Below are 22,052 nucleotides of genomic sequence, written 5' to 3' on the forward strand. Positions count from 1 at the left end.
ACCAAAAAGAGTACATTTTGTACTCTTTTTGGTTTTTTCAATCATCAAGTACTCACCGCAATAGAGCTCGTTACCACAAAAAAAGCCCTCTTTCGAGGGCAAAAGATGACAGGAATTCTATTCACATTAAGCGGTTTTTGCTTCTAGCTGTTTTTTATTGGCTGACGCCGATGACGTTGGTAGAGGCTCCACTTTAACTTGCTTTTCATATAAGAAACGAAGTACCGACTGACGATATTTTTGATAGGTTGGATTATCCGCTAACTCAACGCGATTACGGGGTCGCGCAAGTTCAATATCTAACACTTCACCTATAGTTGCAGCGGGGCCATTAGTCATCATTACAATCTTATCTGACAATAAAACCGCTTCATCCACATCATGGGTGATCATAATTACGGTATTGTTTAACTCAGCTTGAATTTTCATCAACGAGTCTTGTAGATGAGCACGGGTCAATGCATCAAGTGCGCCAAAGGGTTCATCCATTAACAGCACTTTAGGTTTAAGCGCTAAAGCCCTTGCGATTCCCACACGCTGTTTCATACCACCGGAAATTTCAGAAGGCTTCTTATCAGAAGCATGCTGCATTTGAATCAATTCTAAGTAATGTTCTACTTGTTGTTTAATCCACGCTTTTGATTTTCCTTTTGCCACTTGTTTTACCGCTAATTCAACGTTTTGATACACGGTTAACCATGGCAATAATGAATGATGTTGGAATACCACCGCCCTTTCTGGACCAGGCCCATCAACTTCTCGACCATCTAAAATTACACCACCATCAGTTGCATCGAGCAAGCCGGCAACCAAGTTTAGTACCGTCGATTTACCACAACCAGAATGGCCAATTAACGAGATAAATTCACCTTGCTTAATATCTAAATTGACATCTTTTAAGGCTACAAACTCACCTTTGGGCGTTGGAAACCTCATTCCTAACTGGGTTAATTCTAAAAATACATTCGACATAATTACATTCCTTTTCCCAGTTATCTGAGTTCTTGGGTTTTATCCCATGAAAGTTTTTTCTGTATAGTTAGCATGCCTCTATCTAACAGCAAACCAATAAAACCAATGGTTATTACCGCAACCATAATTCTTCCTAATGATGCAGAACTACCGTTTTGAAACTCATCCCAAACGAATTTCCCAAGTCCAGGGTTTTGCGCCAACATTTCTGCCGCAATAAGCACCATCCATGCAATTCCTAGTGAAAGACGTAAACCGGTAAAAATCATTGGAATAGCAGAAGGTAGAACAATAGTACGAATATGTTGCCACCAAGATAACCTGAGTACTTTGCTTACGTTAATTAAGTCTTTATCAACACTAGTTACCCCTACTGCAGTATTAATAAGCGTTGGCCATAAACTACATAATGCAACCGTTAATAACGAAGTAACAAAAGATTTAGGAACCATAGGGTCCGCGCTCACATAAGTAGCACTAACCACCATGGTCACAATAGGGAGCCATGCTAAAGGAGAAACAGGCTTTAATAGCTGAATCACTGGATTAAAGGCTTGGTAAAGCCCTTGGTTTAACCCAAGCACAATACCAAGTGGAATCGCTATGACAGAAGCTAATATGAATCCTGCCGATACCGTAATTAAGCTAGTTACTATCTGGTCAAAAAAGGTCGGTTTACCTGTATATGGTCTAATTTTTACTTTAGCATCAGGGTTTTTTGCCAGTTTAGCGGCGTTACGAACCTCTTGTCGCTCAATAAACGCTACGCCTTTTTCTCGTTCAGCAAAATGTTCATCAATAAGGTTTACAAACTGCGTGTACGTTTGAACAGGACCAGGAAGCGCACCTAGTGACGTTTGAACCTGTTTTGCCGACATATGCCAAACTAGCAGGAACAAAATAAAGCCCATAATAGGGTACATAACCAGTTTTGAATGGTTTGCCATTAACTTTTTACTGGGCAAGATAGAAATAACATTGCTAGACATAACGACTCCTTAGTCTATAAATTCATCTAAATTTAAATGCAATTAAAGTTAGACTTTATCTGCGCCTTTAAGACCAATTGAGAACTTCTGTAGATATTCATTTGGTTTACTTCCGTCGTACACTACATCGTCAATAAAGTGAGTTTGTGGTGCTCTAAATCCATCTTCAGAATCAAATTTTGGAAAGTCTTTCGCTTCTAAAACACCTTCTTCAATAAGCGCTTCTGCCGCATCTTGATAAACATCTGGACGATAAACTTCTTTAGCGATGTCCATGTACCATTGGTCTGATTTTTCTTCAGGAATTTGTCCCCAACGGCGCATTTGAGTTAAATACCAAATCGCATCACTGTAATAAGGGAAAGTCGCGTTATAACGGAAAAATACATTGAAATCGGGCACGGCACGTTTGTCGCCTTTCTCGTATTCGAATGTGCCCGTCATACTATTCGCAATCACTTCTGCGTCAGCCCCAACATAATCACTTTTCGCCAGCATTTTTACTGCTTCTTCACGGTTAGCGTTATCATTTTCATCTAACCAAGCTGCAGCACGAATAAGCGCTTTTACCACACGGATGTGAGTATTAGGGTACTTCTCCGCCCATGTTTTTGATACGCCAAACACTTTCTCAGGGTTGTTTTTCCAAATTTCATAATCGGTAACAACCGGAACGCCGATGTTTTTGAAAACAGCTTGTTGGTTCCATGGTTCGCCTACGCAGTAACCTTGAATCGTGCCAGCCTCCATCGTTGCCGGCATTTGCGGTGGTGGTGTCACAGATAACATCACATCGGCATCTAATTGGCCGCTATTATCACCCGACTGTGGCGAATAAAAACCAGGATGAATTCCTCCGGCAGCTAACCAATAACGCAACTCATAGTTATGAGTAGAAACTGGGAACACCATCCCCATATTAAAAGGTTTTCCTTCATCTTGATAACTGGTTACTACCGGTTTTAGCGCATCAGCTTTAATAGGATGTACTGGTTTTCCATCGGGTTGCATTTCTAAATAAGGCTTCATCTGCTCCCAAGTATCATTCGATACTGTTATCGCATTACCATTCAAATCCATACTAAATGCGGTAATGACTTCAGCTTGAGTACCTATACCAATGGTTGCTCCTAACGGTTGACCTGCCAACATATGTGCGCCATCCAGTTCACCATCAATAACTCGGTCTAACAGCACTTTCCAGTTTGCTTGAGCTTCAAGCGTGACATACAACCCTTCATCTTCGAAAAAACCTTTTTCATAAGCAACCGCTAAAGGAGCCATATCGGTAAGCTTAATAAAACCAAATTTAAGCTCATCAATTTCAGGTTCTCCTACTTCTGCCCAGGCGCTGCTCACCATACAAGATGCCGACAATGCTATCCCTGTTGCAATACCGACTGCTTTTCTAATTGCTGATTTGTTGTACATTTGAAATCTCCATTTCACTACTTGCTTATATTGGGTTCGGAAAACACTGTGTAATTTTTACTTGGTCATCCATCCGAATATCATGATTTTGTTTACCGATTTATCTTGGTGAAAACCTTGCTAAATTTTGTTGCTTCTAATTTAGATATATCAAGTAGTGTGCCAAGAGCATTTTTATGTTTAATATCAAACAATTAACCCAACTTTCCATAGGGCTGGTTTTTTTAAGCGCATGTTATTAGTGCACCACGCACCAATGTTATCAAAATGTTATAATCCTAAAGTGGTAGTTGGATAGGTAGAATATTTCAATAAAAAAAGGCCAAACCAGCGGCTAAAGTCTGCTACTTTTTAGCGCAAAAAATAGAGGCATTAAATCGATATTTTGAGTGATTTTCGAACAACCATTGAACGGAATGAGTGTTTAATACTGACCAATTAATGAAACAAGAGCGAGTCCTGGTAAAACACAACGTCAACATTCTACTCAAGCGTCAAATAAATATCTTTATGTGATTAGAATCTCTTTACTTATGTAACCTTGTTGATAATATCTTATGAAACGTGACTTGACGTACCTTCAAATAAATCAGTTCCACTATAATTAACACGAGGGAAGTTATGATTAGAAAAACACGCAAAGCACAGTTGAAACGCTGTCGTGGTCGTTTTTGGAAAGCGGCAACTAAGAAAAACTAATCTTAAACGTAGGGCTAGCTCAGTTAGCCCTTTTTAGTGTCTGCTTATTAATTCACATCTAGCCCAGTTTCCTGTTCACATATCACCCACTTACAGCACTAAAGAGAATACGTATGCCTACATCTACAAAAGACAGATCAAATTGCCACAACGAGCAACTTATTCATCTATTTACTCAGCAAAAAACCGATTTTAACCAATCCCCTTTGCTTTCTCTGCAACAAAGGTTACAACAATTAAAAGCGTTGAAATCCGCTGTCTTGAAACATAAAGCTGAGTTAGTCCAAGCAATGAGTGAAGATTTTGGTCATCGTTCTAAGACTGACAGCTTAATTGGGGATATTTTCCCGGTGATCAGCCAGATAAATTACACAATAAAAAACCTCAAAAAATGGATGAAGCCAAGCAAACGTAAAGCAGGTTTGCTACTTACTCCAGCAAAAATCATTGTTGAATATCAGCCCAAAGGTGTTGTTGGTATTGTTGCGCCATGGAATTTTCCGATCATGTTATCGTTAAGCCCACTGGTCACTTCAATCGCGGCGGGCAATCGCGCCATGATCAAGGTTTCTGAGTTTACGCCAGCCACTAATACGATATTGAGTTCATTAATTGGATCTGTATTTTCAACCAATCAAGTTGCGATTGTTGAAGGCGACGTTGATGTGGCAACTTCATTTACCGCGCTTAATTTTGATCACCTATTTTTTACTGGTTCAACGACGGTAGGCAAGCACGTCATGCGAGCAGCTGCGAATAATCTCACCCCAGTCACCTTAGAATTGGGCGGTAAATCACCCGTTATTGTTGCCGATGATATATCGATAGAAACCGCAGTCGAAAGGATCATTTATGGTAAGTGTTTAAATGCCGGACAAATTTGTGTATCGCCAGATTACGTACTTTGTCCATTGGATAAAATGGAGCAATTTATCCAAGCTTACCAAAATAAATTTCAAATTCTGTATCCAGATTTCGCCAATAATGATGACTACAGCCAGATAATCAATACGAAACAAGCACAACGACTAAGCACGTTGTTACAAGATGCAATGAATAAAGGAGCAAAAGTATATTCAGCAGATACAATGGGTGAATGCGATACAGGTGAAATTCTAACTACTTTGGACAACAAGGACAGTACAGATATCACCAGTCACTCCCAAAGCTACCTTAATAAAAAGTGGCCTACTCAAATACTAGTCAATGTAAATGATGATATGCATATTATGCAACAGGAAGTGTTTGGACCATTATTACCCATCATTGGCTATCAATCATTAGCAGAGGCTATTGACTACGTGAATAGTCACCCAAGGCCATTAGCACTCTATTTGATGAGCTACGATAAAAATACCCAGGCTCAAGTACTACAGAAAACTCATTCCGGTGGAGTATGTATCAATGACACCGTCTTTCACGTTGCTGCGGAAGATGCTCCGTTTGGAGGAATAGGTGATTCAGGAATGGGACATTATCATGGTGTCGAGGGTTTTAAGACCATGAGTCACGCTAAGACAGTCTTACAAAGAGGGCAGTTTAATAGTGGCAAATTCATTCAACCGCCCTACAACAAGCTAATACAGAAATTAATCCTAGCCTTTTTTATTCGCTAACTTTTACCTACTTGTATTTTGGTTAGCAACTTTAAATTAAATCTAACTATGGCTTAAGCTCTAATAACAACAAGAAGCTAACTAACAGCAGTAATAGCAACAAACACCCAAGCCATTGTAAGATTTACTTTATTTCAGCCCAAGCTGACCACATGTTGTACGCCTTGTCATAAGCTTCATCTCTTACATTGATTTCAGCAAACAAAACAGCGGACAAGGTCGCTACCACAGTATTAGCGAGCAAGTTGCTCTCACTATGTGGTGTATCGAGCAAGGGATGATCCGTAACCGGGATATCAGACAACATACTTTCTGGCCAGTAATGCGAACTCACACCATCACTATCGCTCTTCCAGACCGTTTGACTCACTTTAGGGTTGTATTCAGATTCACCAGACTGTCCTTTAAAAGAAATAACAGCGTGTTTACTTAACCCGACACTTTGTTCTACTTCTGCGTGTAATTGTTGGTACCCCGGGTGAAAACTTCCACGGATACCGTATTTCGCCTTGCCTGGGTTCAGTGCTCTTACCACTGTATTCATTGGCGTTCTTAAGCCATATCGGTTTTTCCAATTAAGCATAACTACCGCTTGTGGCGCAAAATTCTCTAAAGAAAGGTAAGCAATATTATGTTGTGCAAGTAACATTTTTGCGTGTTCTGCATCTTTAGCCTGAGGAATATCAAGTTGATGCAAATACGTTTTGGCATGCTCTCGAGTTGAACTTTCTTCTAAATATCCGTGTAGCAACACTTTATAACCATTATCAGCCAATATTTTTGCCGCTATAATGTGCCAAGGCTTGCCAGCACTGGCTCTTTTACCTGCGTAGCAAGGCCAATCAATATCGGCACCCACATCTGGCATCTTAGTTTGAAAAGCTTTTACGAAACCAGCAATTTCATCATGGGTTTCATTCTGGACTCTAATTAGCATCATCAACATTGCCATCTGGTCATCACCAATTTGGCCATCTAAATATTCATCCATCACCTGATATGCTTGGTCGAAAGTCAGCGGTTTTCTACCTCTCTCCCCTCTACCAACGGTGCGAATACACTCAAGAATCGTACTCATGTTGTTCCTTGCTTTAGTTTATCGAAACTGATTTTTTAACATTTAATCCATAAACAAATAAGCCGTCAATACACTATTTAATTGGTATTGACGGCTTATTTAATCAATCAACGGGCTAATATAACTATTTTTTATTACGATATTTACGATGGCAACCTTTGCAGGTACTGGTTGCATCTTTAAATCCTGCCACCAACATGGCTTGATCTTGTGCTTTAGCTCCAGCATAAAAATCTTGGAAGCCTTGGTCGAGTTTATTTAGTCGCTCAGTAAAATCATCCATACTGGTCCAAACGGCTTTCTTAGCATTACTGCCTTCTTGACTACCTTCTGGAAATAATGTTTTTAGGCTAGATGAGTGCATGGATAATGTTTCACCCAGCATTTCCAATTTTGTATAATCAAATTCACCGCTTTTTAACATACCACCAGCGGCTTTTACGTTGTCTTGAATTCCATTATAAGCATCTTGACGAGCAGCAATTTCAGTATCAAAATTTGCAGCACTCGCTGAGACAGAAACGAGCATGATAAGGCTTAATAATTGTTTCTTCACATTGACTTCCTCCATGTTGCTCACTGGTCCATTATCACTTGTATCTGCAAACTAGCAAACTAACCTCTCAGCAAAAGTGCAATACTGAGATGAAAGAGTGCCAACCAACACTGCTGCGCTTCAAGTAAAAACAGGAACAATAAGCTGTTTATTATTTATACATAGTGACACAATTCTGCGGTTTGTGTAAATATGTGTAAGGAAACTGTACGTTTTACCTTTATGTTAATAACATTAGACAATTTTCAAGCTAATGTATAGTTTTCAAACCATTAGATAGCATTTAAAATGTTATACAATTGTCAAAGCATAAGACAGCTTTCCAAGTATAATTTACTTAAATTTACCTATATAAGGAATATAAGATGAAAGTGTGGGATTTACCAACAAGGCTCTATCACTGGATCCAAGCGCTACTCTTTTCTGGACTCGCTTATACTGGTATCACGGGAGAAGGCCCTCATGTTTACTTCGGTTTATCTCTGTTTACTCTATTAATTTGGCGACTATGTTGGGGAGCAGTTGGCAGCGACACCAGCCGTTTTTCCACTTTTATACGTTCTCCATTGGCTGTAATAGAGTACTTTAAAGGGAATTATGTAGAGAAACCTGGTCACAATCCAGCTGGCGGCTACATGGCTCTGGTTATGATCTTAGCATTATTACTTCAGTGCTTAACCGGACTGGCTTTAGCGGGCTATCTCGACCCTCTTCCGGGTTCAACCGTTTGGCTTAATGATGACATCTTCGATGTCTGCGTTTTTATCCACGAAAATTTGATTGACGGCCTGTTTATTCTTGTTGGCTTACATATTTTTGCCATTATTGTTTATAAATTACGTAACAAGCCACTAGTGAAAGCAATGATTACTGGCTATCAAGCAGAAAACAATATTACGGTAACATTAAAATCAAACCGTCGAGCTATTATTGTGTTAATTATCGCGATAGGCATAACGGCGGGAATATATACATATTCCATGGAATAACTCCTTCTATTCCATGGTGCGTACTACTTTCTACCAAGATAAATTTTATCTACCAACATAAGTTTTCTACCAACATACGATTTTTCTACAAACGAAGAATATTTTTATCAACAACAAATACGACCAAGATACAAGGAAGTAATATTGGTCGTAATTGGTCTTATAATCCAGCCGATGCGGAACGATTCGCGAACACAAATAACCTTATCTGTATTAGTAGTCTTTACTTGACTGATTGTTTTCCTTGGTTACCCACCAACACATAAAAGAACCAATTGTCACCAAAATAACGCCTTGCCAAAAAGTAGCAGTGATAGCGATCCCTAAAATAATGATTGAAAAGACGGTTGATAAAATTGGCGTGAAGTAAGACAGCGTAGCTAAAAACAGCATGTTGCCGCCGATAATAGCTATATTCCACAGCGCATACCCGCTCCCCATCACAATAGCGGTAACAAGTAGGTTAAGTGAGGATTCAAGAGTAAAAATCAATGGTGGTTGATCTGAAGAAAAATAATGAACCCAAAGCACGATGCTAGTAAAGATAAAAAACAAAGTAATACCGTTGTAGCCATTCGATAGCTTCTTGGTCACATTGCAATATATTGCCCAGATAAAAGCCCCTGCCAATGCCAATGTATAGGCAAGCGGATTGGTTGCTACATTGGCGCTAAATTGGCTAATAGAAAGCCCTTCGTCTCCCGTTAAGCTCCAAACCACACCAACAAAAGAGAGTAAAATACTTGGATAAATTAACCAACTTACTTTTTTGTTACTAACAAAAACCGCCAATAGGACAGTTAATGAAGGCCAAAGATAATTGATTACTGCCATTTCAATGGTTTGATGTCGGTCATTGGCAAAACCTAATGCCAAGGAAAAACACACCTCATAAGCAGCAAATAGCCCACCAGCAATAACAATGTTTTTCCATCCCAACAAACGAAACTTGGGAATACCAATGGTAAAATAAAGCAATACTGAAGCCACAGTGTAAATTAAAGCCGCACCACCAACAGCACCGAACTGTTCAGCAACACTTCGGGTTAAACCAACCAAACATGCCCATAGTAAAATGGCAATAATTCCTAACAAGGTATGTTTATACTTAACTAGCAAACTGAGTCCTTCCTAAACTAACCAATTTTTTGGTTACGACCAAAATTGGCGACAAGAAACCTATTACAGTAAGACTCGCATAAAGTTATCAAAATCACTAGCTTAAATAACCAAACACCCTGCTAGATGGACCATTTATTTATTCACTGTACTTTTATTATTGTTCCGGAGTATTTTTACCCTGGATGGCCGTCAACACGAGGTGTCATTAACATTACAGCAAAATAGTAAACAAACATTGAAAAGGCAAACGTCCATAAAACGGCAGTAATATTAACCAATAATAATAAATGTTCTGGTGATAGTGCTACGCCAAAGCTTCGTAGTAAAGCGGCAACGAATAACGCTAAAAACGCTGGCCACATTCTAGGTCCTTGATATATTGCTCGACCAGTGTGTCCCATACTCACTCGACAAATCATTGCCAATATCAAACCTGCAAGCGCACCAATTGCAAACAAATGAATCATGCTATGCTCGAAAAAGCCATCGCTTAGCCCACTGGCCAGTAGACCAATAGGAATACAGATATAAGCAGCATGCAAAGACCAGACAAGCGGCTCACTTAGCGTTCTCCATGGCTTCCAACGAGCAAATCGAATAGTTTGAAACAAGGCACCAATAAGCATGAATGCTTGTGAAAGTTGTTGATTTACCATTGGAAAAAAACTAAGAACAAATAACATCACCAATGGAAAGTTAGCGCCAATATCTAACCACAATTTTGGCTGTGCTTTTTCAAAACCAAATTTGCGCGCGGTAAAAAAGGGAATCACTCGCCCGCCCATTACCGATAAAAGCAATATAAACCACCATAACATGGCTTGCCACACGGCTAAGGCAGTAAACGGTGGTAAGCCTTTAATGGTGGCATAACTAGCAAAGTTGGCAATAAGTGCCAAAACAAACAACGGAACAAAAAATAAGTTCTTCCATCCTTTCGATTTTACTACTCTAAAACCAACTTCATACGCCACGGTGGCAAGAAAAATCGCTTCTATTATCGAAATAACCCACAACGGTGTCGCAGTCCAAAATAACACTCGGGGTAACGCCCAAAGGGTAACCACTATGCCTAAACGAGTACTTTTCGTGCCGTTTACTCCAGTCCAAGTTTGCACTGCTGTTAATACGAAACCCGCCACTATTGCCATGGCAAAACCGAACAACATTTCATGCACATGCCACCATAGAGCGGGAACATTAAGTGCTTCTGGTTGGCCATGTTGAAAGGCACTAACCCAAATGATGATGGAGAAGATGGCGTAAATGGACCCAAAAAGGAAAAATGGACGAAAACCCAGTCTCAATAATGGCGTGATTTTCTGTTCTTTACTGTTATCGGTAATATTTAACAAGCTACAACCTTACTATTTAAAACATCTAAGCTGTAACAGCAGTATATGTGCCAATAAAAACAACTCAATAGAAATATAATTTAATACATAAAATTCAATTGCTTATAATAAAATCTAATTGGGTTACTTATAGTATAAAATGTCTAATTGACAATCATGAAGTGTCAATTGGACTACAATTGTTGTCTATTTGACAATTTAACTTCATATGACGGGATGATTTTCAATAACAATCAAGCAGTTACTGTATGGCACGAATACTGCTTTTATAGATCATTACATCGTTAGCAAGGTAGCGTAATGAACCCTAATTTATCGGCTCTGTTAAAATCAGTTCTCATCATTTTCACTTTATATTGGTTGGCAGTTTATGCCGCGATCTTACCTGAACTGATTTACGTTTTTGCACTTAAAATTGGCATCTTTTAATGACTTTGAGAGCAACACGCCAAAACACAACCAATCGACTTTAAAGCATCATTGCAATCCACAGGTTATTAAAAAAGGGCCTTACGGCCCTAGTAATAGTTTAGCTCTATATAAATCGCGGATCATTTATGCGCGGCGAGCTCTACGTGCGGTGCTACGCTACCTGAGCGTCGAGTAGCAAGCTCCTCATATAATTGCCACTTCCTTTGCGCCACTTCCTGAGCTTGTTCAGTGATTCTATCTGCCATTTCAGGGTCACTTCGCTGCAATACTTGGTATCTTGCTTCATTCATTCGGTATTCTTTGAGCGACCGTGTAGGTCGTAAAGAATCTAATGAAAATGGATTGATATCCACGTCTCTCAATGCTGGGTTATAACGGAATAAAGGCCAGTGTCCAGATTGCACCGCAAGTTGTTGCTGACGTAATCCATCTTCCATATTAATACCATGAGCGATACAGTGACTGTAAGCGATCACAATGGATGGACCACGATACGACTCTGCTTCACGCATTGCTAACAAAGTTTGTTGCGGATCACCACCAAGTGCGACACGCGCCACGTACACATTATTATAAGCTATCGCTTGCATTGCGATATCTTTCTTGGTGGATTGTTTTCCGGCGGCAGCAAATTTTGCCACGGCCCCTAGAGGGGTCGATTTCGACATCTGTCCACCCGTATTGGAATATACTTCGGTATCCATAACCAGTACATTGACGTCCGTACCGCTTGCCAATACATGGTCAAGCCCCCCAGAACCAATATCGTAAGCCCAACCATCTCCGCCCACAATCCAAATGGATCGACGCACTAACTGCTCGGCGACAGAAATAAGATTGCGCGCCGATTCTGAATTAACTTGTTGCAGCTCACTTTTGAGAGTATTAACTCGCTTGATTTGCGCTTGAATATCAGACTCGGTCAGCTGAGTAGCGTTAAGTAATTGGTCCACTAACAGTGGGTCCAAGTGTTGTCGGTTTTCAATCAACAGTTGTTCAGCCAATTCATACTGCTTAACGGCTGCCAATCTAAAACCAAAGCCAAATTCTGCATTATCTTCAAATAATGAATTAGACCAAGCAGGACCTCGACCATTGTCGTTAACCGACCAAGGTGTCGTCGGCAAGTTACCACCATAAATGGAGGAACACCCTGTTGCATTCGCTACCATTAAGCGGTCACCAAACAGTTGAGACATTAACTTAAGATAAGGCGTTTCGCCACAACCAGAACAAGCACCGGAGAACTCAAATAAAGGTTGCAAGAATTGCACCCCTCGAACATGCGAGAAATCCACTCTGGAACGATCGTTGTAAGCAATTTTCTCAAAGAAGGACAAACTTGCCACTTCCTGCTCCATGTAAGGTGCTTTTAGTTCCATATTAATCGCTTTGCGTGGTTGCAATTCTGCTTCTACTTCGCTCTCTTTATGTTGCTCGGTAATAGCAGGACAAGCATCAACACATAATCCACATCCGGTGCAATCTTCGGCATATACTTGCAAGGTATAGCGAATTTCAGGGAAACCTCTTGCGCTAATATGAGCAGATTTAAACCCTTCTGGTGCTTGCTCAAGCATCGATTTATCATAAAATTTGGCGCGAATAGCGGCATGTGGGCAGACTATGCTGCAGTTACCACATTGAATACACTGATCGGCTTGCCAAATTGGAATTTTTTGCGCGATATTCCGTTTCTCCCACTGAGTGGTACCAGAAGGGTACGTCCCGTCATTTGGCAATTGTGATACAGGAATTAAATCCCCTTCTCCTGCCATCATTTTCGCCGTTACTTGTTTCACAAAATCAGGAGCTTTATCAGAGACAAATGTAATTTCAGATTCTGTTGCGCTGACTTTGTCGGGAACATCTATTTGGTGCAAATTAGCCAACGCCTGATCAACCGCTAAGAAGTTTTTCTTAACTAATTCTGGCCCTTTCTTAGCATATGTTTTCTCAATCGCTTTCTTGATTTTTTCAATCGCTTGCTGTTTTTCCAAAACACCAGATAAAGCAAAAAAGCAGGTTTGCATGATGGTATTAGTTCGGTTGCCCATTCCGGTTTGCCGCGCAACTTTATACCCATCAATGACATAGAATTTCATCTTATTATTAATAAGTTGTTGTTGCATTCTAGCGGGCAACGAATCCCATACCTTTTCTTTGTCAACAGATGAGTTTAGTAAGAAAGTCGAATTTTCTGCTGCCTTAGCCAACATATCGGTTTTTTCAACAAAGGTTTGTTGATGGCAAGCAATAAAGTTGGCTGATTGAATCAAATATGGGCTGTTAATTTCATGGTGACCAAACCTCAAATGAGATTCAGTTTGTGATCCTGATTTTTTAGAATCATAGACAAAATATCCTTGCGCAAAATAATCTGGATCATCACCAATAATCTTAATGGTATTCTTATTCGCGCCTACGGTTCCGTCCGATCCTAATCCATAAAACATGGCTCGGACCACTTCACTCGGCTCTATGTCAAAGCTGTGGTCGACTTGAAGATTAGAAAAACCAACATCGTCAACAATACCGACCGTAAAGTGATTTTTTTGTTCACGTTGAGGATTATCGAATACCGCTTTTGCCATTGCAGGAGTAAATTCCTTACTAGATAAGCCATATCGACCCGCTAATACCTTAGGCATTCCCGCTAAGTTGTCTACTTGTTCCATTAAGGCAGTGATAATATCTTGATACAGTGGATCCGCCGTTGCGCTTGGCTCTTTGGTTCGATCCAGCACAGTAATAACCTTCACTGAGTCAGGCAACTCTGCTAATAGGTGTTGAGTTGATAAAGGACGATACAGTCGCACTTGCAATACCGCGACCTTTTGGCCTCTTGCTACTAGATAATCGACGGTTTCTTTGAGTGTTTCTACTCCAGACCCCATAGCAATAACCACGTGTTCGGCATCTTGCGAACCATATAGCTCCAATAATTTATAGTGACGTCCAGTTAATTCGCCAAACTTATCCATGCATTGTTGTACGATAGCAGGCGTTGCGGCATAAAATGGATTAACGGTTTCTCGTGCTTGAAAATACACATCGGGGTTTTGTGCCGTACCACGAATAAAAGGTGTATCAGGACTTAACCCTCTATTTCGATGCGCACGAACTAGTTCATCCGAAATCATTTCCCTCACGACTTTATCAGCAATCAGGTTGATTTTATTGACTTCATGTGAGGTACGAAATCCATCAAAGAAATGGATAAAAGGCACTCTCGCCGACAACGTAGCAGTGTGAGCGATAAGTGCCATATCATGTGCTTCTTGTACCGATGATGCCGCAAGTAAAGCAAACCCTGTTCCTCTGGCAGCCATAATATCTTGATGATCGCCAAATATTGATAGCCCTTGCGCGGCTAATGAACGAGCAGCGACATGGAATACACAGGCGGTTAACTCTCCTGCGATTTTGTACATATTAGGCAACATCAACATTAACCCTTGGGACGCGGTAAACGTTGTGGTTAAGGCGCCACTTTGAAGCGCACCATGTACCGTACCTGCCGCACCACCTTCACTTTGCATTTCTGCAATGAGAGGAATATTACCCCAAATATTTCGCCTATCCTCTGCCGCCCACTGATCGGCAAATTCTGCCATTGTCGATGATGGAGTGATGGGATAAATAGCACAAACTTCACTAACACGGTATGCAACATGTGCAGCGGCTTCGTTACCATCGCAAGTATGCATTACTAAATTTTTATCATTCATACGGTTACTCCCTACTTCACTTCAGCCGCGACCATTTCAATCGCATGACATGGACATTGTGTGTAGCAGGCTTCGCAACCCGTGCACTTATTGTAATCAATCGAATAGCCTTTTCCCTGACCATTGGAGCTTATTGCTCCATAAGGGCAAGCACCTAAACAGCCATCACATTCAAAACAGTTACCACAGGAGTAACAACGCTGTGACTCAAATAATGCTTCGGCTTCTGTCAGTCCGCCTACTACCTCGTTAAATGAACGAGTTCGAATATCCGGTGCTACCGCAGGTTGTTCTTTTTGATCTGCATCGGTTTTATACCAAAGATGCAATTGGTCAAATTTGATCAATGGACTGGTTGATGCCTTAGAAAACGCTCTTCCAGTTAAGAAGCCGTTAATATGTGCAGCGGCTTTTTTACCATGGCCAACCGCAATGGTGACCGTTCTGTCACTCGGCACCATATCGCCACCAGCAAATAACCCAGGATAGCCGGTCATCATTTGATCATTCACCATCAATGTTCCATCTGCTTTATGTTCTACACCCGGAATATTGCGCGTAATTTTTGTATCTATATTTTGCCCTAACGCCAGAATTAGAGAATCGGCTTCAATCGTTTCATATTGCCCTGTTGGACTCGGACGTCCATCGACTATTTGCATTTTTTCTAAGGTAAATTTACAACCATCTATATTGTTAATGGTTCTCAACCAGTGGAATTTAATCCCTTCTTCCATCGCTTCCACACATTCAAAATCGTGTGCAGGCATTAGTTCTCTATTGCGACGATAAATAATCATTACTTCTGCACCTAAACGCTTGGCGGTTCGAGCCGCGTCCATTGCAGTATTGCCTCCACCATACACTGCTACCCGCCGTCCTAACTGAGGTGGTTCGCCCATTTCTATATTGCGTAAATAGGTAACAGCATCAATTGCGATGCCTGGATCATCACTTGGTATATCAATTCCCCTACCAACATGCGCACCAATCGCAAGAAAAACCGCATCAAACTGACCTTTCACCTTGGCTGCTAACAAATCGTCCACTTTACTGTTCAGAGCAATGTTAATTCCCATCGCTTGGATTCGATTAATTTCCTGATTCAATATTTCTCTAGGTAATCGATAGGCTGGAATACCAAAATGCATCATACCGCCCGCCATCGGCCCCGCTTCTTGGATTTCTACATCATGGCCAAATCGCTTTAAATGGTATGCGGTCGCTAACCCACTGGGCCCAGCACCCACTACCAATACTCTTTTTCCGGTTGGTTTTGCCTCAAATCGAATCGGCCATTTTTGCTCAATGGCTACATCCCCAAGATAACGCTCTACCGCGTGAATACTCACAGATTGATCGACATACGTCCTGTTACAGGCGGTTTCACATGGGTGATAACAGACTCGACCATGAATCGCTGGAAGCGGATTATTTAACACTAACTCCTGAAACGCTTCTTCATAACGCTCTTCTTGAGCCAGTGATAACCATTTTTGAATGTTACTACCCGTTGGACAGGCATGATTGCAAGGGGGTAAAGAGTTAGAATAGATGGGAAACTTAGTGCGAACCGGACCCGATCCTTTTTTAACCGTAAGATCAGGTGGTAGAGTCATATCCTTTAATGAGTTGCTCATTCTGTACTACCTTATTGAGTTGGGTAAAAACGCTATCTTAATCAGTTGAATAAAAGTGCTATTTTTATCTATCAAGTAAAAATGCTATCTATTTCAGTCGAGTAAAATGATAGAGGTGTCACTACTTTTTTAGTTAAGGTGTTGTCGCGTACAATTAAAAACGAAAACCATCAAGAATACTTCTCATTCCCATATTAGTCTTTGTTTTTATTGACTTTAATTCCAGGTTTTTTACCTGTTAGCAGTAGTCACTATAGACCCGATGACAAAAAATTTTTGTGGAGATGGTCAATTACTGAGCGTATTAATAGAGGTGAGTTTTCAAAAAAGAGAGGTTGGTTTACCTGTGAAAATCATTGAATAACTCGTCATATTGGAAGTGCCGCTATAACTAGAAATATAACCGTTATGAAAAGTATCGCTATATTAGAAAGGAGTAACAACATTGGTCAAATGCAGCCATAAACAGTACGTAATACCGACTGCATATATCTAAATCATATATATTGGAACACCTTAAACTAGATAGACATCTCAAAACACGTAGTATTGCGTTACTTCCTATTTATAAAGTACTCAACGTGACAACCATTATTTATACCATAATCGCAATGTGTGCCTTTGCGGCAAATTCTATCTTATGTCGTATCGCACTACTTGAAGGGCACATTGATGCAGGTTCATTTACTATTATACGTATAGTTTCGGGTGCCATTACTTTAATAGCTATTTGGCTGATCGCTAAAAAACCCAGTGAAACAAAACTGATCAGCGATAAAAAATCATTCCTGACCTCATCAATATCTCTCTTTATTTATGCGCTGTTGTTTTCATATGCTTATATCAAACTAGGCACGGGCACGGGCGCACTTATCTTATTCGGTATTGTGCAATTAAGTATGCTCACTTTCCATATTGTCAAAGGCAATCGCTTAACCTTTTTTGAATGGGTAGGAATCGCCGTTGCTGTCACTGGATTTCTTATTTTACTGCTACCATCAGCTACTCGACCTGATTTATTTTCAGCATTATTGATGGGAATCTCTGGTCTAAGTTGGGCAATATTTACCTTGCAAGGTAAACGTTCTGGCGAACCTTTACGCTCCACCACTCAAGGTTTTATGGGCAGTGCAGTACTGTCTGTTATTTGTTTACCTTGGTTAATTGATCTTGAATCCATCAACCAAACCGGCATGTGGTTAGCCGTCATATCGGGTGCAGTGACTTCAGCTTTAGGTTATGTCATTTGGTACAGTGCTCTACGAGGATTAACGGTATTGTCTGCGTCTATTGTGCAATTATCGGTACCTGCAATCGCTTTAGTTGGAGGGTTGTTTATCGTATCAGAACCGTTATCTATGAATATTATTCTATCAACGGCTTGTATTCTAGGTGGTATCGCCCTGGTATTTCTTTCGCAAAAGCAGATGTCGCGTAAATAATTCCCACGTAAACATTTGCTACACAGATAAGTGCCATACAGATAATAGCCATGAAAACAACTATCGAAAAATAGCGGTTAATTAGCAGATAAAAAAGAGGATGCTAACTAAGCATCCTCAAAGGGGACCAACCCTTAAATAAAATCTAAAGAGCCAAAAACAACAGTATTAATGGAATAATAAGCAAATAAGCCTCTAAACCACGCTCAACCAACCTTGCATATATCCCTTTGGTTAACATTGCCAACTTAATTCCAAATTCAACCAACATTCGATCGCGATTCAGTATCAATTGTGGATTGATATGTTTTTTGGTCAATTTGATATGCTTATTGGTAAAACTCTCGCTTACTCTATTCGAACAATTTTTTGCATACGTTCGGTTTACCGAACACACGTTATTATTAGTATGCAAGCTACTTTCAATAGACAGTCTTGGCTTAATTGATTGGCTCATTATTCTTGCTCCTTAACCTCAATATAAAGCCAATTATATTGGGACAGTCACAAAACTAAATACCAGTTCTGGTATATATAATATGCTAAATGGAAATGATACATTTTATTTGGATAGAATAATGATTGAGAAAAACCAGCATAAATTTCAGGCAAAAGAAAATTTATTTGCAAGCGAACAACTAGCAAAACAGTGTTCCGGCGTTAACGCTCCACTCAATTACTCTCGTACATTAGGGGTATCTCAAAACTGGATTGGTTGCGGATACATCCATAAACCAGGAATAGAAACAGAACACATCAACGTCGAATTTCCATTCTATTCTCTGGTTTATGTCATTAAAGGTGAAGGAAGTTATACCGATGAAAAAGGCAAACACTTCCCGCTCAGTGCAGGATGTGTTTTTCAACGTAGACCTAAAATGAAACACACCACGGTGGTCAAACCCGCAAGTGATTGGCAAGAGTATTATTTGGACTGTAATAGTGAGTTATATGAACATTTATGTAATATGGGCTTAATCAATAAACATATCGCCGTTTACGACAATGTCTCTTATCCCGATGCCCAACAACATATTGAATCTTTAATGGATCGATTACAAAACGCCAATCAAGAGGAGGTCTTTGATGCTTATTTGATTTTCCTTAACATCATTAGACATTTACTTACATTCCAAGATGAGAGTGCTGTTCCAAATGATATGATCGCGGAAAGTATCGCTGATTTTGATCGGCTCTATGCCATTCGATTCGACTTAAAACAGTACTGTGCAGATAAAGGTTGGGGATATGAAAAATTTAGGAAAGCCTTCAAAAAACAGCTTGGTGTATCTCCGAAAGACTACCTTATCCGAAAAAGAATGGACCAAGCTTGTCGATTGTTAAGATCCACAAAAAAACGTATCTCAGTTATTTCAATCGAACTTGGCTATGCATCCCAATACGAATTTTCTAATCAATTCCATAAAACATTTAATCTCGCACCCAAACATTATAGAGAAGGAATATAACAAAAGGAAAATCGGAAAAACAAAAATAAAAGGGAAATGATAAACAAACTCGTTTATTCTAGCCTCCTATTCAATGGTTAAATAGTGGAGTTAATAATGATTACGGCTTTGTATGCATCACTTCTTATGTTGTTAATAATATGGTTAACATTTGAAGTAATCAAACAACGTAGAAGTGGCCAAGTTGCCTATGCAGATGGCGGAGTAAAAGCCCTCCAAATTGCCCGTTCAGCACATGGTAATGCAATAGAAACCATCCCTATTTCACTTATTTTAATGATGTTGCTAGAGTTCAATGACGGTTCAATCTATCTAATCCATATAGCAGGATTATTACTTCTTGCCGGACGTATTTTACACGGCACAGGCATTTTAAAAGAGAACATGGCAAAAAGAAAATTCGGTATGATCATTACCCTACTGAGTCAAGTGATGCTTGTAATATGTAATCTTATTTATCTTCCTTATGGCCAACTTGTTGGTTAAATCATCACCCCTACTGATAACACTCTGTACCCGCAGTTGCATTGTCCAACTGCGGATCCTTTCACCAATAACGATTTAATCACCTCCTTGCGCGACAACATTGCCATTCACTGCTACCGTTTGGTTTTTACCAGTACACCAATTAAGTTCGTTCGAACAAAAACAGGCAAGCAGAAACACAAAATTAACAATTTATGCTTATTACTGCACCAAATTTGGCTTTTTATAACCCTTTAACCTTGTATTTTGCATGGATAAAGGGTTAGTAAAAGTGTTAACTATGACAAAAATTAACATAATTTTATCATTTAATGGTCGATTTTATTGCGATTTTATGTTCTTATACGAACATAATTGCTCGTTCGAACATTTTGGAGTCTAGGTAATGTTGAAAATTGAAAAAACTCATGATCTAATCGTTATTGGTGGTGGTATCAATGGAGCCGCTGTAGCAAGTGATGCAGCCGGTAGAGGTTTAAATGTTGCGTTGTATGAAATGAACGACCTCGCCTCTGCTACCTCTTCAGCCAGCAGTAAGTTGATCCACGGTGGTTTACGATATTTAGAACATTACGAATTTCGTCTTGTCAGTGAAGCCTTAGCCGAACGAGAAGTCTTACTAAAAAACGCTCCTCATTTAGTTTCTCCTTTGCGTTTTCAGCTCCCTCATCGTCCTCATCTTCGTCCTGCATGGATGATTCGTATTGGTCTTTTTCTGTATGATAACATTGGTAAAAGAGTGTCATTACCTGCGAGCCATGGCTTAAAGTTCTCTGCTAAAGGACCGTTAAAGCCAGAAATGAAAAAAGGCTTTGAATACTCAGATTGCGCAGTTGACGATGCTCGTTTAGTGGTGATTAATGCCAAATTAGCCGAACAAAAAGGTGCAGAAATTCATACTCGCTCTAAATGTATTGGTGCTCAACGCCAAGCGGATGGTTGGATCGTCGACATAGAAAACACCTTAACTGGTGAAGTAAGTCAAGTTAAAACCAAAGCCTTGGTTAACGCAGCAGGCCCTTGGGTAGATAAATTCTTCGATAAGCAATTAAAAATGGCTTCACCTCGTGGCATCCGTTTAGTAAAAGGAAGCCATGTTATCGTGCCAAAAATGTACCCAGAACACCACGCGTTTATATTGCAAAACCAAGATAATCGCATTGTGTTTGTCCTGCCTTATCTTGATGATTATTCTGTCATCGGTACCACAGATGTCGAATATACTGGCGACCCATCTAAAGTCGAAATTGATCAAGATGAAATCAATTATCTATGCGATATTGTTAACCAACATTTTGTTAAACAAGTTTCTCCTGATGATGTTATTTCAACTTGGTCTGGTGTTCGTCCTCTATGTGAAGATGAATCATCTGATGCTCAAGCTGTAACGAGAGATTATACAATTGAGCTTGATGAGACTCTGCCAAATGCCCCGCTACTGTCTATTTTTGGAGGCAAGCTCACCACTTATAGAAAATTAGGCCAAGCGGCAGTTGATAAACTTGAACCATTTTTCCCAGACATGGACCCGGCATGGACCAAAAACGCCACGTTACCTGGCGGAGATTTTACCAGTAGAGAGAAACTGACCTCTATTTTACGTGCTCAATACCCTTGGTTAGAAGACAAAGTTGCACAACGCTATGTAAAAGCCTACGGTACTATTGCGTTAACAATATTAGCCGAGAAGAGCGATATAACGTCACTCGGACGTCATTTCGGACATGGCTTATATCAGGCTGAAGTGGATTACTTGGTTGAACATGAATGGGCGGTGTCAGTCGAAGACATCTTATGGCGTAGAAGTAAACTGGGCCTTGAGTTTAGCCAAGAAGAAAGTGCAATATTAGAAAGCTATTTGTCATCTAATGCTGCTTCTTCTGTTACAGCGTAAACAGACTTTTCCTGCTGATTTTTCAGATAAGAACCGTAAAATAGCGCCTTATTCCCCCCTATTTCTACTCGTTTCACTAACCAAGTAAACGAGTAGAAATTCTCCACTTATTTTGACTCCCTTCGTTACAAGCTTTATTCAGTTCTGCATC

At 40.0% G+C, this 22,052-nt stretch carries 16 protein-coding genes; 6 read left to right on the top strand and 10 right to left on the bottom strand.

What is annotated here, in order from left to right; genetic code table 11:
• Positions 1 to 126: 126 nt before the first annotated feature.
• The 3 genes from ACLKML_RS20200 to ACLKML_RS20210 are packed head-to-tail and all read right to left on the bottom strand — an operon-like array spanning position 127 to position 3,323.
• Positions 127 to 972, bottom strand: coding sequence for an ABC transporter ATP-binding protein (locus ACLKML_RS20200; protein ID WP_413284740.1), 846 nt, complete (start codon positions 970 to 972; stop codon positions 127 to 129).
• Between the two features lie 20 nt (positions 973 to 992).
• Complete coding sequence (locus tag ACLKML_RS20205) at positions 993 to 1,961, bottom strand: ABC transporter permease (protein ID WP_413284741.1); 969 nt, start codon at positions 1,959 to 1,961, stop codon at positions 993 to 995.
• Between the two features lie 48 nt (positions 1,962 to 2,009).
• Positions 2,010 to 3,323, bottom strand: coding sequence for a CmpA/NrtA family ABC transporter substrate-binding protein (locus ACLKML_RS20210; protein ID WP_413285946.1), 1,314 nt, complete (start codon positions 3,321 to 3,323; stop codon positions 2,010 to 2,012).
• 881 nt (positions 3,324 to 4,204) lie between these two features.
• On the opposite strand from ACLKML_RS20210, the gene ACLKML_RS20215 reads away from it, so the two are divergent.
• A complete protein-coding gene (locus ACLKML_RS20215) occupies positions 4,205 to 5,707 on the top strand; it encodes a coniferyl aldehyde dehydrogenase (RefSeq protein ID WP_413284742.1) in 1,503 nt (500 codons plus the stop codon).
• Between the two features lie 124 nt (positions 5,708 to 5,831).
• Here ACLKML_RS20215 and ACLKML_RS20220 read toward each other — a convergent pair whose 3' ends face one another.
• Both ACLKML_RS20220 and ACLKML_RS20225 read right to left on the bottom strand, forming a co-directional pair.
• Entirely contained in the window at positions 5,832 to 6,785 is a 954-nt protein-coding gene (locus ACLKML_RS20220) for a glycosyl transferase family protein (protein ID WP_317715335.1), read from the bottom strand.
• Positions 6,786 to 6,909: 124 nt separating this feature from the next.
• Positions 6,910 to 7,341, bottom strand: coding sequence for a c-type cytochrome (locus ACLKML_RS20225; protein WP_413284743.1), 432 nt, complete (start codon positions 7,339 to 7,341; stop codon positions 6,910 to 6,912).
• A gap of 365 nt (positions 7,342 to 7,706) precedes the next feature.
• On the opposite strand from ACLKML_RS20225, the gene ACLKML_RS20230 reads away from it, so the two are divergent.
• The gene (locus ACLKML_RS20230; protein WP_413284744.1) at positions 7,707 to 8,330 is read left to right on the top strand and encodes a cytochrome b/b6 domain-containing protein; all 624 of its coding nucleotides are present in this window, start codon (positions 7,707 to 7,709) and stop codon (positions 8,328 to 8,330) included.
• A gap of 213 nt (positions 8,331 to 8,543) precedes the next feature.
• Here the strand turns inward: ACLKML_RS20230 and yddG are convergent, their stop codons facing one another.
• The 4 genes from yddG to ACLKML_RS20250 all read right to left on the bottom strand — a co-directional run bounded on the left by yddG (position 8,544) and on the right by ACLKML_RS20250 (position 16,610).
• A complete protein-coding gene (yddG, locus tag ACLKML_RS20235; protein WP_413284745.1) occupies positions 8,544 to 9,449 on the bottom strand; it encodes an aromatic amino acid DMT transporter YddG in 906 nt (301 codons plus the stop codon).
• A 176-nt stretch (positions 9,450 to 9,625) separates the two neighbouring features.
• Positions 9,626 to 10,807, bottom strand: a complete 1,182-nt coding sequence (locus ACLKML_RS20240; protein ID WP_413284746.1) for an NnrS family protein — start codon at positions 10,805 to 10,807, stop codon at positions 9,626 to 9,628.
• A gap of 551 nt (positions 10,808 to 11,358) precedes the next feature.
• Positions 11,359 to 14,970 carry a pyruvate:ferredoxin (flavodoxin) oxidoreductase gene (nifJ, locus tag ACLKML_RS20245; protein ID WP_413284747.1) on the bottom strand — a complete coding sequence of 1,204 codons (3,612 nt, stop codon included), beginning with the start codon at positions 14,968 to 14,970 and terminating at the stop codon, positions 11,359 to 11,361.
• Between the two features lie 11 nt (positions 14,971 to 14,981).
• Positions 14,982 to 16,610 carry an NAD(P)-binding protein gene (locus tag ACLKML_RS20250; RefSeq protein ID WP_413284748.1) on the bottom strand — a complete coding sequence of 543 codons (1,629 nt, stop codon included), beginning with the start codon at positions 16,608 to 16,610 and terminating at the stop codon, positions 14,982 to 14,984.
• 581 nt (positions 16,611 to 17,191) lie between these two features.
• Here ACLKML_RS20250 and ACLKML_RS20255 point away from each other — a divergent pair.
• Complete coding sequence (locus ACLKML_RS20255; RefSeq protein WP_413284749.1) at positions 17,192 to 18,052, top strand: DMT family transporter; 861 nt, start codon at positions 17,192 to 17,194, stop codon at positions 18,050 to 18,052.
• A 145-nt stretch (positions 18,053 to 18,197) separates the two neighbouring features.
• Here ACLKML_RS20255 and ACLKML_RS20260 read toward each other — a convergent pair whose 3' ends face one another.
• A complete protein-coding gene (locus ACLKML_RS20260; protein ID WP_413284750.1) occupies positions 18,198 to 18,509 on the bottom strand; it encodes a hypothetical protein in 312 nt (103 codons plus the stop codon).
• Between the two features lie 121 nt (positions 18,510 to 18,630).
• Here ACLKML_RS20260 and ACLKML_RS20265 point away from each other — a divergent pair, with 121 nt between their 5' ends.
• From ACLKML_RS20265 to glpD, 3 genes are all read left to right on the top strand, one after another.
• The gene (locus tag ACLKML_RS20265; RefSeq protein WP_413284751.1) at positions 18,631 to 19,521 is read left to right on the top strand and encodes an AraC family transcriptional regulator; all 891 of its coding nucleotides are present in this window, start codon (positions 18,631 to 18,633) and stop codon (positions 19,519 to 19,521) included.
• Positions 19,522 to 19,617: 96 nt separating this feature from the next.
• On the top strand, positions 19,618 to 20,007 hold the full coding sequence (locus ACLKML_RS20270) for an MAPEG family protein (protein WP_413284752.1): 390 nt from the start codon (positions 19,618 to 19,620) through the stop codon (positions 20,005 to 20,007).
• A 385-nt stretch (positions 20,008 to 20,392) separates the two neighbouring features.
• On the top strand, positions 20,393 to 21,901 hold the full coding sequence (gene glpD / locus ACLKML_RS20275) for a glycerol-3-phosphate dehydrogenase (RefSeq protein WP_413284753.1): 1,509 nt from the start codon (positions 20,393 to 20,395) through the stop codon (positions 21,899 to 21,901).
• Positions 21,902 to 22,052: the final 151 nt, after the last annotated feature.

Origin of the sequence: Vibrio sp. MA40-2 (assembly GCF_047302445.1) — a bacterium.
GTDB lineage: Bacteria > Pseudomonadota > Gammaproteobacteria > Enterobacterales > Vibrionaceae > Vibrio.